The sequence below is a fragment of the Marinicellulosiphila megalodicopiae genome (assembly GCF_045862395.1).
GTDB lineage: Bacteria > Pseudomonadota > Gammaproteobacteria > Pseudomonadales > Natronospirillaceae > Marinicellulosiphila > Marinicellulosiphila megalodicopiae.
In genome coordinates this window covers 1945759-1959223 of the sequence record NZ_AP023087.1, presented here as the reverse complement: position 1 = coordinate 1959223, position 13465 = coordinate 1945759, and the positions used below count along the sequence as shown (strand labels likewise).

Sequence of the window (13465 nt, the reverse complement as noted above, 5' to 3'; positions counted from 1 at the left end):
CTTTATCTAATTTTCAATTGATACAGATTCGTTTCTACTTTCGCTGTTACTAAGCTGCGCTACTAGGTAAAATACCGCACAACTTAATAATTTGAACTTTACCATGTCATTGATTGAATTGCCTTATCAGGCAGATATCTCAGAACGTTTTTCACACTTTAACCAGTTTGCTTGGTCGATGTTATTTGATAGCTGCCAACAAGAACGATTTGATTGGTTTAGCGGTTTACCCACTAAAACCATCACGTTAAATTCTGATACACCGTTACTAGAACAGATTTATAATGACGAACAAACATTAATTCAATCCAATGAAATCCAACAAGATATCTTTGACTATTTAAATGGTTTTGAATATCAGGACACTCATCCGAATACAATTCCATTTACTGGTGGTTGGCTTGGATACTTAAGCTATGATTTAGGGCAGCAACGAATTTTAAATAAAACCAGTAATAAAACACGCGCTTTTAATACTCCCCTTGCGCAATTAGGGTTTTATGACTGGGCCTGCATTAATGACCATCAATTAAAAAAGTCCTATTTGTGGTTTAATTGTTCCGAATACAAACAATTTAAAATCGAATCGATTTTTAACACGGTAAAAGCAAATAACAAAAAACAATTACCAGAATTTCATTGGCAAGCATTAACTGAAAAAACCGATTATATTTCCAACATCCAAAGGATTTTAGATTACATCATTAACGGTGACTGCTACCAAACCAATTACACTCAATGTTGGGAAACTAACACTGATAATCTCGATACGCTTGCTTTGTATCAATCGCGCAAACGCAAATGCCCAACTCCATTTAGTGGATTCATCACGACCCCCGAGTTAACGTTAAGCTGCCATTCTCCTGAAGCTTTTATTCAAATTAAAGACAGTCAAGTTAATACATTCCCAATTAAAGGCACTATCAAGCGTTCAACCGACCCGATAGAAGATGCACTTTTAAAATCGCAATTAGCCAGCAGTGAAAAAGATCGCGCAGAAAATATCATGATTACCGATTTACTGCGTAATGATTTATCCATAACTGCAAAAACTGGCAGTGTGAAATGTCCTGAAATTTGCAAAGTACATTCATACAGTAACGTGCATCATTTAGTTAGCCAAGTAAGCTCGGTTTTAGATGAAAAAAAATTTACATTAATGGATGTCGTAAAACATTCTTTTCCTGGAGGTTCGATTACAGGAGCGCCTAAAAAACGCGCCATGCAAATTATTGATGAATTAGAAGATCAATCCAGAAGTTTATATTGCGGCAGTATGATTGCATTAAGTCAAAACAAACAATTGCATAGCAATATATTAATTCGCAGTTTTATTTATCATAACAACCAATTGCGCTGTTACGCAGGCGGAGGAATTGTGATGGAATCAATTGCTGAAAATGAATATCAAGAGTCTTTATCCAAAGTCAGTATTTTAAAATTTTAACACCACGGATTTATAGCACTTTCAAATGCAATCTTGCGGTTTTTTGGTCAATATTAAAATCAAACATCCGCAAGAAACTCATTCCTAACAATCCTTGATATTGTTTATCAATTGCCATGGGTAATACCATAAATTGAGTTTGTAATACTTCAAATTCACCGATTTTAATGCGTTCTATGTCATACAATTTCGCTATCACTTTACCTCCTGCTGTATCCACAGAAATATTCTGTCTAAAACGAATATTTGGAGAATCCACAAATTGCAGGAAGATTTGTTCATTAATCACAGAAATACTCGCACCGGTATCAATTAATAATGCAATGGTATTTTCTTGATATCCGTCATCAAAGATTGTATTTACAATAAATTGCCCACCGTAACTTTTAAGGGCTATAGAATGATCTTTGGGTGCATTTGCAATACGTAATTTTAATTGTTCCACTTGATTTTGATATTCAGATTCAAATTCATACATGGATAATGTTTGCTCAGCACTTAAAAAGTCCCCTAACAAAATTTGCAAATCGGTTTTTTGAATCAAAAAGGGCACATTTAATACTTCATATTGCAAAACGGCATTTAATAAACTTAACGCCTGTGTGTAATTGGTTTGAGCTTTCAATTCATTTAATTGATCAATGACAAGTTGATTAAATGCATGCGTTATTTGTTCTAAATCAATATTATTAGTTGAAACCTGTTTTAAATAATTTACATAACTGACAGCTTCGTCAAACTGCCCATCATCTATTAAATAAGTGACATACACATACCCAACAGCTAAATCATTAGGCTGACGATCAATGTACTGCAACATCGCATCGATCCAACTTTCATTTAAATTAGATTTCTGATTCAGCGTTAGTTGACTTAACCAATTTGCATGAATTAAAGACGTTACCTTTTTTGATAATAATTCATCATTTTCATTTAAAACCAATTCAAATAAAGCTTGTTGAGTATCCAACATATTTTGCCAATCACTTTGATCAGAAAATTGATTGAATTGATCAATAAGTTGAGTTAATTGATCCTGCTCGAACAACATTTGGTTTTCTTGTTTTTTTTCAACAGCCAAATTAAGTGGTTCAATTTCAATTAAAGTTAGCTTATTTGGCTCACTTAATGATTGCGCTTGCTGTGAAAATTGTTGTGAATATTGTTGTGAAAATTGCTGTGAAAATTGAACATCAACAGACTCCACTTTAGTTTGATCCGTTAATGCAACAGCAAACACTATATTTAAAAAAATAGAAACCAACAAACTACAACCTAAAAACCACTTAATCATGAAATTACCTTGTTACTTTGAGAATACCGTTACATTTGTTTTTTATATTAGAGGTATAATTTAACCTTTAATTCCAATCAACGCGAGTAAACCATGATACACAAAACAAAACGCACACCAACTGCTGTTCTTTTTGCGACCTGTGCATCCACTTTAGTATTAACAGGATGTTTCACTGAGTTTGACATTGAGGATGATACCCCTACTGCTGCAACACAATGTGAAAGTCAAACACTGCAAAATGGACTTTGCCAAGCCAACCAAAGTGAAGTGATCGATTGGTTAGCCAAAAATTTTGAAAACCAACAACGCAATGTTGTCTATGAACTTAATAGCGCAGAAGCTGGCGTTCAGACTGTGCAAGATTTTGATGCTGTTGCTGCTCCTGCAACTGATAACATTGAAGCAAGCGAAACCAACACCATTGAAGACGGTGTGGATGAGTCTGATTGGGTAAAAGTCATCGACAATCGTTATTTAGCGACACCTAAACAACCTAAAGTCGATTACCAATATGTGTGGAAAGAAAACACAGCCAAGCAAAAACAAGACTGCCAAGATAATTACTTTGACGGTGGCTTTTTTATTGAACCTTCCGTGCAAGTAGACAGCATAGTAGACACCATTGAAATAGATTCTAAAACTTCGGAGCCTTATTTTTATAATTGGTGTGAAGGCCGCTGGGAATTAGATGACATTTATATCACTGAAGGTGAATTAAAAGTTTTTGAAATGATTCAAACACCGGCCTCAAGTGCGATTATTTCCAACACAAAACTGAATCCGTATTCTAATTATGTGTCAGGGTTATACGACGTATTGGATGATACAGGTTTATTGGTTTTATCCTCCTTAAGCGATGAATTACCCGAAATGCGCAGCAACTATGGCTGGTGGCACAACAAGTCTGGCATTGACATGATCGATGTTTCGGACCCAATTAATCCTCAAGCTAACTGGAGCATTAAACTGGATGGTTATATTGTGGACACCCGTGTATTAAATGATGAATTATTTGTGGTTAGCCGTCGTTCGCCTTATGAGTTTTATCAATTTGCTGACACATTAAATACAGACGCCCTTAACAGCATTCCAACTAATAAGTTAATGGGGACCATTCAATTAAACGATGAAGCACCTCAATTATTATCACCTATTGAAACCTGTCTTTTACCTAAAGATGAACGCCCTGCTTGGGGCATTACATTTACATATCTAACCAAAATTGATTTAACAGATCCTTCTAACATCCAAACGGTTTGTACGTTAGCACCTATGCATTCTATTTATATGAATGAAGAAGCAGTGTATTTTTTAACAACAGATTATAACTGGAGAAACGACGACAACCGCGTCAAAACCAATTTAGATCGATTTGATTTAAACACATTAAACTACACTGGCAGCTTATATACGGATGGCAGCTTAGGCTGGGGCATTGATTCTAAATTCAGAATCAAAGAACAAACCCTAAATGAGCAACAGGTATTAACGTTGATTTTAACCGAACAAAACAGCAACAACCGAGAGCATTACATTCGTAACTTTGAAGTAAACGGCAGTGAGTTTACGCAACTTGATGTGTACCCTGAAGCAGGCGAAAAAGCGATTGGTAAAGAGCGTGAAGATATATTCAGCGCACGCATTGATGGCAACAGCGTGCAAATTGTGACGTATTTAAATTCTGATCCTTTATATGAATTTAATATTTCAGATCCAAGTAATATTTGGATGGAATCTGAATTAGAAATACCTGGTTTTTCAACCTATTTACACAATATCGAAGACACTGAATTAACAGTAGGTTTAGGCCAAACAGATGATCGTCGTTTAAAAATTGAGCTTTACGATCAAACAGGTACCGATTCTTCTGTACTAGGAACCATCGAATTAGACTCAAGAACTTACAGCCCTGCAACATGGGACTACAAAGCATTCACCTCCATTAATGATGCTGAAAACCAATTATTCAGAATAGCCATTCCGATTCAGCGCTGGGGTTATAATGACTGGACAGTCAATAGTGAGACGTATTACACAAATATGGCAGGTATTTGGTTAATTCAAGTAGATTATTCAACCTCACCAGCTACTATTACTCAAGTAAATGAAATTGAAGTCACGGATCAACCAAGAGATGTTTATCAGTCTCGTGCAGTGATTCGTGGCAGTGCCGTGCATTATGCAATTAATGGTGAAGTATTTTCTGTAGATTTTTCAGAAACCACTGACGTTCACTCAAGCGCACAATAACCCTTTGTTACCATCAGCCTCGGGATTGGGGCTGGTGGTAATAGTCCTTTTTTCACCCTCCCTCTTCTTCAATTTTTAAAATAATATTCAGTTACCTTTTCTACACATTATTGTCTGTAGTGCCATTGTGCGTTCTGCTGTATCATACGCACCAAATTTTATTAGGGTGTTTTGATGTTAGTTTTAGGTATTGAATCCTCATGTGATGAGACCGGTGTTGCGCTGTATGACACTGATAATGGGCTGGTGGGCCATACATTATTTTCTCAAATAAAAATGCATGCAGAATTTGGCGGAGTGGTTCCAGAGCTGGCATCGCGTGATCACATCATCAAATTGCCTCAATTAATCAATCAACTTCTTGATCAAACCAATACAAGCAAAAAAGACATTGACGCCGTAGCCTACACGCAAGGCCCTGGGCTGATTGGTGCCGTAATGGTTGGCGCTTGTTTTGCCACTGCCTTTGCTAAAAGTATTGGCGTGCCTGCATTAGGTGTGCATCACATGGAAGGCCATTTATTGGCGCCCATGTTAGAAGATACCCCGCCTGAGTTTCCATTTGTTGCGTTATTGGTTTCTGGCGGTCACACGATGCTTGTAGATGTAAAAGCCATTGGTCAATACGAAATTTTAGGCGAGTCCCTTGATGATGCCGCAGGTGAAGCGTTTGATAAAACCGCTAAAATGATGGGACTGCCCTACCCTGGTGGACCACTATTAAGCAAACTTGCACAAAGTGTGGATGCGTCTCGATTTACCTTTCCTAGACCGATGATTGATCGCCCGGGTATGGACATGAGTTTTTCAGGCTTAAAAACCTCTGTGCGAAATGCCATTAAAAAAGAAGTTGAAAACGAAACTTTTGACGAGCAATGCCAAAAAGAAATTGCCTTTGGTTTTGAACACGCCGTTTGTTCAACGTTAAGCATTAAATGCAAACGCGCATTAGAACATACAGGCCACAAAACATTAGTGATTGCAGGCGGCGTCAGTGCCAATGTCAGATTACGCGAGCAACTGGGGACGATGTGCCAGTCTAAACGCTCAAAACTGTTTTATGCCCGTCCTGAATTTTGTACAGACAACGGTGCGATGATCGCCCTTGCTGGCGCACTTCGTTTAAACGCAGGGCAATCCAGCACACAGTCTGTTGATGTCAAACCTCGCTGGCCGATCGATACTTTGGAGCCTTTGTCATGAGTCAATTTAACCATTTCTTCAACTCTTCTGGTGACGACGTTATATTTGTTGAACAATTAAACGTACCGACGCGCATTGGTATGCTTGATTGGGAAAAACTTACCCGCCAAGTATTAAAAATGGACATTCAAGTCACTCATAATATTAAAGCGGCCAGTCAGTCAGACGATATTAAAGACACGGTGAATTACGCCAGTTTATGTGAATCCATTTTAACGTTTAGCGATACTCAAGATAATGATCTTTTAGAATCTTTAGCAGAAAAAATTTGCGCCCACCTTTTTGCTACATTCAGTATTAACGAATTAGAATTAAAAATCGCAAAAGTCGGAATCATTCCAGAGGCCAACACCGTCGGCATTAAAATCGTTCGTCACGCAGTTGATTATTAAGACATTATGAAAAACAACTCTCAACATTTTGTATTATTAGGCATCGGTAGCAATATCGAACCTGAATTAAATCTTGAACTAGGATTGCAAGCCCTTAAACAAATGGACGCTGATTTAACGATTTCAAAATACGTTAAATCAAAAGCAGTGGGATTTGATGGCGCGGATTTTATTAATGCGGTTATCGCGATTCATACGCAGTTGTCGGTTGTGGATTTAAAAACAAAAATGAAATCCATTGAGCAATCTATTGGTATTATCAGTAATCCATCGGGCTGTTTTAATAAAAAATGCGACATCGACATCATCAGCTTTAATAACTGGGCAGGTACTTATTTTCATTTAACCCTACCGCGCAAAGAAGTGTTTTATAATGCCCATGTGTTAGGGCCACTTGCGCAATTTTTACCTGACTTAATATTGCCCAGCAAAACTCAATCTGCAAAAGAGCTCTGGAAGGACTACCCTCATAAATCTCGCATAGAATTTCTGTAAAAGATCGTAAAAACAGCCATCACTCGTTACACTGTTGTTTTTATTCATCGATTTAATTATGAACACTTCATCTTTTTCAAGTTATAAAAAAGAATTCTCCACACTTTCAAAACTTGCATGGCCCATTCTTATTACGCAATTAGCGCAAATGGGATTAGGTGTAGCAGATGTCATGATGTCAGGCCAAGTAAGCGCCCAGCATGTCACCGCTGTCGCCTTAGGTAGCAGTTTTTGGTTACCGATTTTATTAATTATTATGGGTATCAGCATTGGGTCTACGGCGTTAATTGGCAATTTATTTGGTGCTAAGCAAACTCATAAAATCGCTACCCTTTTCACCCAGTCTTTGTATTTACCCATTTTATTAATTCCTTTGTCGTTCATAGCCCTGTCATTTTTTAAACCTGTCCTGTTATATTTTCAAACCCCTATTGATGATTTAAACATTGCTAACGATTATTTAAATGCGTTTAAATACGGTATTCCTGCATTAATTATTATTCAGTTTATGCGTGCGTACTGTGATGGTTTAGGTCAAACCCGAGTCATTATGTACATGTCATTGTTTATGGCGTTAATTAATATTCCATTAAACTATGTATTTATTTTTGGGTTATTTGGTTTGCCTGAATTAGGTGGCGTGGGTTGCGGGGTGGCAAGTAGCATTGCAACCAATATCACGTTACTTGCCTTTATCGTATATTTAAAAAAAGACAACGTGCCTTTTACGTTTGAAAAGCCCGATTTTCAAAGCTTATTTCAAATCATTAAAATCGGGACTCCCATTGGTTTTTCACTTTTAATAGAAGTCAGCTCATTCAGCTTTATTGCTATTTTCATTGCAAAATTAGGCAATGAAATTGTTGCCAGCCAACAAATTGCTTTAAATATTATATCTGTAACGTTTATGATTCCATTAAGTTTGTCGATGGCACTGACTATTCGTATCAGTCATCATTTAGGCGCAAAAGATTTTGCTCAAGCCAAACGCACTATTTGGATGTCATTATTAATTAGCCTGATCTTAGGTTTAAGCTTAATGAGTATGTACTTTATATCCGCTCCATTTTTAATTGGGTTATACAGTAAAGAAGCGGCCATTATCACTTTGGGCACCTCCATTTTATTTATTGGTGGCGCATTTCAAGTCATTGATTGTTTACAAGTGACTACCACAGGCGCACTTCGCGCATACCAAGACACCAACTGGCCAATGGCCATTGCGTTTGTCGCATTTTGGGTGATTGCTTTACCACTTGGTTATTACTTAACGTATTTTTCAGATTTTAATATTGGGGTAAGAGGTTTTTGGGTGGGTTTAACTTGCGGATTAACCCTGGCCTGGATTGGGTTATTATGGCGCTTAAAATTAGCCTTCAACAAAGAAGCGTAAAATGAAAGACTGCACTCAATGTGGCAAATGTTGCATTAAATACGCCGACGGCGCGTTAGATGCCAGCGAAGAAGAAATCAAAATGTGGGAAATATTTCAACCGCATATTGCACAGTACACCCTAAACGGTGAAATTTGGGTCGACCCAATATCTGGAGAGAAATTATCTTACTGCCCTTTTCTGCAGCAATTACCCAATCCAAACATTAAAAACCAAAATCAACCATCGATCTATACATGCAGTATTTATTACGATCGACCTGAAGATTGCAGGCACTACCCAACAAGCATTAATGAAATGATTCGCGACGATTGCGAAATGATAGAAGCTGTGGACTTATTAGATCAAACCAAAGCACAAAAAGCACTCGATTATTTAATGCGTGACTCTCGTCCTGCTTTAAAATAACGCGCGAGCTTTTGACTTAATCAATCAACTTTAAAATTTCGCTCATCGCCACCTCTTCAACTTGCAAAATATCAATGATCGCCACCAACAAATCTGCAGAAAACATCCCCTTACTGACTTTGCTTCTTAAATTGTCAGAGGTTAAATCAATACCTTTGTCCAACAATCGCTCTGAGAGCTGGTCATATTTCATTCCCTTTAGTACCATGGCTGATCGTATATATCGACTGATCGCCTGTTTATAAGGTTTAAGGGCGTTTTTGTTATGTATGCTTTGCTCGTGTTTCATAATACTCAACCGTGACCTATATGACACATAAAAGGGTTATTTAACATAAAAATGAAAATAAATTCTTGACTTATATAACTATAGTGCTAGATTTGTTACCAATATTCCACAATTTTTTAATTAAAGGAGCCAAACAGTGAATTGGAACCAAGAAACGTTAGCTAAATTACTAAACGAAAATCAAAACTGGGTGATTGAGACTGAAGGCGATTGCATAAGCATCTCAAACGATGAAGGCTTAGATGCTTTTATTTATGCAGGTGAAGCGCAATTGATTGTTGAATCTACCTTGTTTCCAAAAAACTTAGTAAGCGACCCCCATGCATTAAACGATATTATTTTACGCACTCACCAATTGATGCCACTTACCACTGTGTGCATTCACTCAATTGATGGCGAAGAATATTACGTGGCATTCGGATCGTTATCGGTTAACAGTAAAGCAGAAGTTGTTATCGAAGAAATTGAAACCTTGTTTGATAACGTTGGTGAATTTTTAGAAACCTATGGTCAATACCTAAAACAAGAGGCATTAGCATGAGCTTAAGAAAACTATGGACCGCATTACGCGGTGCGACAAACGAAGGTTTAGAAGCAGTAGCGGACACACAAGCTATTCGCATTTTGGACCAAGAATTACGCGATGCGCGAGTTGAGTTACAAAAATGTGATGAAAACTTAACGCGTATTATGGCAAAACGTAAATTGTCTGATCAAAAGATCAAATCTGTTCAATCAGATGTAGACACTTATACGCAACACGCAATTACAGCAAGCGAACAAGGCAATAACGACTTAGCTTTAGAATGTGCGGATCGTGTGACCGATTTAGAATCGACACTTGAAACTGAAACGTCAATTCGCGATAGCTTTTTAAAATCTGAAAAAACATTAAAAGCGAACATTGCAAAAGCAAAAACCAATGTGCGTAAAATGGAACAGCAGATTGATCAAGTTAAAGCTACTGAGTCAGTTCAACGTGCTCAAACAGCAGTATCTTCTCGCCATATTGGCGCGAACAATAAAGTCAAAACCGCTCTTGATTCATTAGAACGCATCAAAGAAAAGCAAAACCAACGCAGTGCCGAGCTTGAAGCTGCAGAAGAACTTGCAAACGAAGAGTCTGGCAGCGATTTAGATAATAAATTAAAAGCCGCTGGTCTTTCTGGTAATACTCCTAAATCGGGCCAAGATAAACTGGCTCAATTATTGGCAAAAAAGAAAGCGTAAAGCCTTCGCTTACCACCAATAAAACGCCGAATTTAATTCGGCGTTTTTGTGTGTAAATAATAAACATTACAACATTTAATCAGTTCCAATCAAACCTTAATCCTGTATGATATCCGACAGATTTTAAATCATTTTATTGACTAATTTGTTCAATAGAAAAAGGAGAAACCATGTCATTTTTTAAAAAATTATTTCGTATTGAAAAAGAAGATACTCGCGGACTATTCCCCCATATAATGGGATTACGCTTAGAGGCCAGCTTTGAAATTGACGCATTACATTTAAAATTATTGGAACCTCACCTAACGATCAATCAATGTACACCTACTCAAATTATTCAAGCGGTGGGTTATGTTAAATTAGATGGTAATCATATCTTTCGTTTTTACACCGATGATGAAGGATTTTTGCAGGTTGTATCCGAAGGTGGCACCGCTGAACAACATGTTATTGATGTCAAAATGTTTCATTATTTCGATACACTAAATATTGAAAACCAATCTGACTGGGACGAGTTATTATTCAAAAAAATGGGCAATGCCAGTTATGAATTAAATGGACATACATACAATCGAGTGTGGACATCCACAAGTGACTACCATAAACCAGTTGCCATGCAAGAAAAAACTTATGACGCAACATCAGTTGACGCCAATGATTTTGATCAAACGGATCAATTTACCATGCTGTATGAACGCGAATTAGAAACTGGCGATTTTGAAGCATTGTATTTATCAGCAGAAGAAAAAATCAACAAACACAATCAATATGAGCGCTGTTTAGTTATCAGTACTGGCATGTCGCTTTCTCCTACACAAATAAAAATTCACGGTTAATAAAAAGGGTCACTCATGGATATTAATAATCTTATCAATTTTGCTATTTACTTTTTTTCAGCGTTAGCGTTTTTAATTATTTTTAAATACGTTTACGCATTCATCACCCCGCATGATGAATGGAAATTAATTAAGGAAGAAAAAAATATTGCAGCAGCCATTGGTTTTGGCGGCGCAATTTTAGGCTTTGCTTTGGCAGTATCAGGCACCATTTCAAATTCGGTTTCATTCACTGATTATTTAATTTGGACAGGCGTTGCACTTATTGCACAAACTGCTGCTTTTTATATTGTTCGTTTAGTGTTTATGCCTAAAATCGTAACACGCATTGAAAACAATGAAATTGGTGCTGGTGTAATGTTGGCTGCAGTTAACGTTGCTGTTGGTTTATTAAATGCGGCTTGTATGAGCTATTAATAAACAGACATTGAGGATATTTTAATGAAAAGATCAGAAGATATATCATTAGACAAAATGCGCAAATTTGTTTCTTCACCGGGGTTTAAACCTTTGGTTCTTGCCATAGCAAGTGGCGCATTTTTAATTTCAACTTTTGGAAGCAGCAAAGAAAAAGCCTACGTAGCAAGTAGTGTAGATGATTGCGTATCAAATACAGAACTATCTCAAGCACAATGCCAAGCAGCTTACAAAAGTGCGGTAGAAGAAGCGGCAAAAACCGCTCCTCGTTTTACGTCACAACAATTATGCGAACAAGATTACGGCGCCAATCAATGTAAATCATCAGGTGGATCATTCATTCCTTTTATGAGTGGCTTTTTAGTTTCTCAAGTAATCTCAAATCGATTCAGCTCTAATAATCCAGTGTATCGCTATTACGGAAATGATTCACGCTACCGTAATTCATACCGTTTAGGTAATGGCTCCATTTTAGGGGACTTTAACTTAAAAAATGTAAAAGTGCCTTCCAGCACAGTAAAGTCAAGCAGCGAAAAACTCACAAGCACAATTAAGCGAAGTGGGTTTGGCTCAACCTCATCTAGTAAATCTAGCTGGGGCAGCTCTAAAAAATCCTCAAGCAGTTGGGGCGGATAAATGATTCGCATCCCAATAGAAGAAAGAAAAGACTGGACACAAACAGCCGAGGAATTTGGTTTTAAATTCCACACTATGTATGGTGACCGCTATTGGGATGAATCTGCTTACTATCAATTCTCTTTGCAACAAATCGAACAAGGCATTGAAGATCCCACAGAAGAAATTCATCAAATGTGCCTACAAGTTGTGGATGTGGTAGTTAAGGATGACCAATTACTAAAGAAATTTGCCATACCTGAACAATACTGGCCAATGGTTAGAAAATCTTGGGACAGCCAAGAACCCAGTTTATATTCTCGTTTTGATTTTGCATATAATGGCAAAGAGCCCGCTAAGTTTTTAGAAAATAACGCAGACACCCCTACTAGCTTATACGAATCTGGTTTTTGGCAATGGCTTTGGTTAGAACAACAAGTCGACGCAGGCAACATTCCCAGAAACGCCGATCAGTTCAATAGCTTGCAAGAAAAACTAGTTAATCGATTTAAAGAAATGGCACTTTTTTATCCACAACAATCACTTCATTTTGCTTGTTGCAAAGGCACCATTGAAGATCGTGGTACGGTTCAATATTTACAAGATTGCGCAACCGAGGCAGGCATTAAACATTATTTTGTTTATGTGGAAGATATCGGCATCAGCCCAGAAGGTGAGTTTACAGATTTAGATGATCGCGTCATAAATTGGATGTTTAAATTATATCCTTGGGAATTTATGTATCGTGAAGAATTTGGTGAATTTTTATTAAGAGAAAAAACCATTTGGCTAGAACCCGCCTGGAAAAGCATCCTTTCAAACAAAGCATTACTACCTATGCTTTGGAAACTTTATCCTAACCACGCTAATTTATTACCTGCATTTTTCGAAGAAGATTTTGCAGCAAATAATAATGGTGAAAAATGGGTGCGCAAACCTTTATTTTCCCGTGAAGGCTCGAACATATCTATTATTGAAAATTCTGAAGTAATTAGTGATTCAGACGGCCCATATGGCGAAGAAGGATTTATTTATCAGGCTTTTCATGAACTGCCGATGTTTGGTGACAACTACACATTGGTTGGCAGTTGGTTAGTAGACAACCAAAGTGCAGGCATCTGTATTCGTGAAGACAAAGATAAAATCACTCAGGACATGAGCCGTTTTTTACCCCATATTATTTTATAAAAAA

At 37.3% G+C, this 13465-nt stretch carries 15 protein-coding genes; 13 read left to right on the top strand and 2 right to left on the bottom strand.

The window, feature by feature from the left end; genetic code table 11:
* Positions 1-103 precede the first annotated feature (103 nt).
* Positions 104-1447, top strand: coding sequence for an anthranilate synthase component I family protein (locus TYM08_RS08355; RefSeq protein WP_422382519.1), 1344 nt, complete (start codon positions 104-106; stop codon positions 1445-1447).
* A gap of 10 nt (positions 1448-1457) precedes the next feature.
* Here the strand turns inward: TYM08_RS08355 and TYM08_RS08350 are convergent, their stop codons facing one another.
* Positions 1458-2741, bottom strand: a complete 1284-nt coding sequence (locus TYM08_RS08350) for a retropepsin-like aspartic protease family protein (RefSeq protein ID WP_422382518.1) — start codon at positions 2739-2741, stop codon at positions 1458-1460.
* 93 nt (positions 2742-2834) lie between these two features.
* Between TYM08_RS08350 and TYM08_RS08345 the strand changes: the two genes are divergently transcribed.
* The 6 genes from TYM08_RS08345 (at position 2835) to TYM08_RS08320 (ending at position 8886) form a co-directional block, all read left to right on the top strand.
* Positions 2835-4994: a beta-propeller domain-containing protein gene (locus tag TYM08_RS08345; RefSeq protein WP_422382517.1), complete on the top strand. Its 2160-nt coding sequence runs from the start codon at positions 2835-2837 to the stop codon at positions 4992-4994.
* 174 nt (positions 4995-5168) lie between these two features.
* Positions 5169-6197 carry a tRNA (adenosine(37)-N6)-threonylcarbamoyltransferase complex transferase subunit TsaD gene (gene tsaD, locus TYM08_RS08340; RefSeq protein WP_422382516.1) on the top strand — a complete coding sequence of 343 codons (1029 nt, stop codon included), beginning with the start codon at positions 5169-5171 and terminating at the stop codon, positions 6195-6197.
* Complete coding sequence (folB, locus tag TYM08_RS08335) at positions 6194-6589, top strand: dihydroneopterin aldolase (RefSeq protein WP_422382515.1); 396 nt, start codon at positions 6194-6196, stop codon at positions 6587-6589. Before tsaD ends, folB begins: the two co-directional genes overlap by 4 nt.
* Positions 6590-6595: 6 nt before the next feature.
* Positions 6596-7084 carry a 2-amino-4-hydroxy-6-hydroxymethyldihydropteridine diphosphokinase gene (gene folK, locus TYM08_RS08330; RefSeq protein ID WP_422382514.1) on the top strand — a complete coding sequence of 163 codons (489 nt, stop codon included), beginning with the start codon at positions 6596-6598 and terminating at the stop codon, positions 7082-7084.
* Between the two features lie 58 nt (positions 7085-7142).
* A complete protein-coding gene (locus tag TYM08_RS08325; RefSeq protein WP_422382513.1) occupies positions 7143-8477 on the top strand; it encodes an MATE family efflux transporter in 1335 nt (444 codons plus the stop codon).
* Position 8478: 1 nt separating this feature from the next.
* Complete coding sequence (locus tag TYM08_RS08320; RefSeq protein ID WP_422382512.1) at positions 8479-8886, top strand: YkgJ family cysteine cluster protein; 408 nt, start codon at positions 8479-8481, stop codon at positions 8884-8886.
* Between the two features lie 16 nt (positions 8887-8902).
* Here the strand turns inward: TYM08_RS08320 and TYM08_RS08315 are convergent, their stop codons facing one another.
* A complete protein-coding gene (locus tag TYM08_RS08315) occupies positions 8903-9175 on the bottom strand; it encodes a DUF6471 domain-containing protein (RefSeq protein ID WP_422382511.1) in 273 nt (90 codons plus the stop codon).
* A gap of 136 nt (positions 9176-9311) precedes the next feature.
* On the opposite strand from TYM08_RS08315, the gene TYM08_RS08310 reads away from it, so the two are divergent.
* The 6 genes from TYM08_RS08310 to TYM08_RS08285 all read left to right on the top strand — a co-directional run bounded on the left by TYM08_RS08310 (position 9312) and on the right by TYM08_RS08285 (position 13461).
* Entirely contained in the window at positions 9312-9716 is a 405-nt protein-coding gene (locus TYM08_RS08310; RefSeq protein ID WP_422382510.1) for a DUF2170 family protein, read from the top strand.
* Positions 9713-10405 carry a PspA/IM30 family protein gene (locus tag TYM08_RS08305; RefSeq protein ID WP_422382509.1) on the top strand — a complete coding sequence of 231 codons (693 nt, stop codon included), beginning with the start codon at positions 9713-9715 and terminating at the stop codon, positions 10403-10405. Before TYM08_RS08310 ends, TYM08_RS08305 begins: the two co-directional genes overlap by 4 nt.
* 170 nt (positions 10406-10575) lie before the next feature.
* Positions 10576-11241, top strand: coding sequence for a YjfK family protein (locus TYM08_RS08300; RefSeq protein WP_422382508.1), 666 nt, complete (start codon positions 10576-10578; stop codon positions 11239-11241).
* Between the two features lie 15 nt (positions 11242-11256).
* Positions 11257-11658 carry a DUF350 domain-containing protein gene (locus TYM08_RS08295; protein ID WP_422382507.1) on the top strand — a complete coding sequence of 134 codons (402 nt, stop codon included), beginning with the start codon at positions 11257-11259 and terminating at the stop codon, positions 11656-11658.
* Between the two features lie 24 nt (positions 11659-11682).
* A complete protein-coding gene (locus tag TYM08_RS08290) occupies positions 11683-12294 on the top strand; it encodes a DUF1190 domain-containing protein (protein ID WP_422382506.1) in 612 nt (203 codons plus the stop codon).
* Positions 12295-13461 carry a glutathionylspermidine synthase family protein gene (locus TYM08_RS08285; protein ID WP_422382505.1) on the top strand — a complete coding sequence of 389 codons (1167 nt, stop codon included), beginning with the start codon at positions 12295-12297 and terminating at the stop codon, positions 13459-13461.
* Positions 13462-13465: the final 4 nt, after the last annotated feature.

Bases quoted from the DNA above. Each gene is read 5' to 3' on its own strand.
- TYM08_RS08355 (WP_422382519.1), top strand. From the start codon at position 104: ATGTCATTGATTGAATTGCCTTATCAGGCAGATATCTCAGAACGTTTT.
- TYM08_RS08350 (WP_422382518.1), bottom strand. From the start codon at position 2,741: ATGATTAAGTGGTTTTTAGGTTGTAGTTTGTTGGTTTCTATTTTTTTA.
- TYM08_RS08345 (WP_422382517.1), top strand. From the start codon at position 2,835: ATGATACACAAAACAAAACGCACACCAACTGCTGTTCTTTTTGCGACC.
- tsaD (WP_422382516.1), top strand. From the start codon at position 5,169: ATGTTAGTTTTAGGTATTGAATCCTCATGTGATGAGACCGGTGTTGCG.
- folB (WP_422382515.1), top strand. From the start codon at position 6,194: ATGAGTCAATTTAACCATTTCTTCAACTCTTCTGGTGACGACGTTATA.
- folK (WP_422382514.1), top strand. From the start codon at position 6,596: ATGAAAAACAACTCTCAACATTTTGTATTATTAGGCATCGGTAGCAAT.
- TYM08_RS08325 (WP_422382513.1), top strand. From the start codon at position 7,143: ATGAACACTTCATCTTTTTCAAGTTATAAAAAAGAATTCTCCACACTT.
- TYM08_RS08320 (WP_422382512.1), top strand. From the start codon at position 8,479: ATGAAAGACTGCACTCAATGTGGCAAATGTTGCATTAAATACGCCGAC.
- TYM08_RS08315 (WP_422382511.1), bottom strand. From the start codon at position 9,175: ATGAAACACGAGCAAAGCATACATAACAAAAACGCCCTTAAACCTTAT.
- TYM08_RS08305 (WP_422382509.1), top strand. From the start codon at position 9,713: ATGAGCTTAAGAAAACTATGGACCGCATTACGCGGTGCGACAAACGAA.
- TYM08_RS08300 (WP_422382508.1), top strand. From the start codon at position 10,576: ATGTCATTTTTTAAAAAATTATTTCGTATTGAAAAAGAAGATACTCGC.
- TYM08_RS08295 (WP_422382507.1), top strand. From the start codon at position 11,257: ATGGATATTAATAATCTTATCAATTTTGCTATTTACTTTTTTTCAGCG.
- TYM08_RS08290 (WP_422382506.1), top strand. From the start codon at position 11,683: ATGAAAAGATCAGAAGATATATCATTAGACAAAATGCGCAAATTTGTT.
- TYM08_RS08285 (WP_422382505.1), top strand. From the start codon at position 12,295: ATGATTCGCATCCCAATAGAAGAAAGAAAAGACTGGACACAAACAGCC.